Source organism: Bartonella queenslandensis AUST/NH15 (assembly GCF_000312585.1).
Classification (GTDB): domain Bacteria; phylum Pseudomonadota; class Alphaproteobacteria; order Rhizobiales; family Rhizobiaceae; genus Bartonella; species Bartonella queenslandensis_A.
Window position 1 is genome coordinate 1 of the sequence record NZ_HE998421.1, and the last position, 246, is coordinate 246.

General features: G+C 32.9%; 1 protein-coding gene. It reads right to left on the bottom strand.

Annotation, left to right across the window (positions count from 1 at the left end; all coding sequences use genetic code 11):
- The coding region (locus BN338_RS12520) for a type ISP restriction/modification enzyme (protein WP_039762526.1) at positions 1 to 246 on the bottom strand (246 nt) is incomplete at both ends.

The following is a 246-nucleotide window of genomic DNA, read 5'->3' on the forward strand; positions in this document are numbered from 1 at the left end:
CTCCAACTGATCTTTTTTACATCTGTATTGACGAAACTATCTACAGCATTTGCACGTGTTTTACGATCAGAGTGTCGATGGATATTATTAAAACGTTCTACTTCGCTGTTATAGAACGTAATCATATTATTCATGTTTTTCTTTAAAACTTCACGGCTTGAGTTATACGCCCAAGCATCACGATTAGTTTTTAGACCACAAGAAAAATTTTCAAAAAGCTTTTTGTCATGACCTTTTTTTATACCT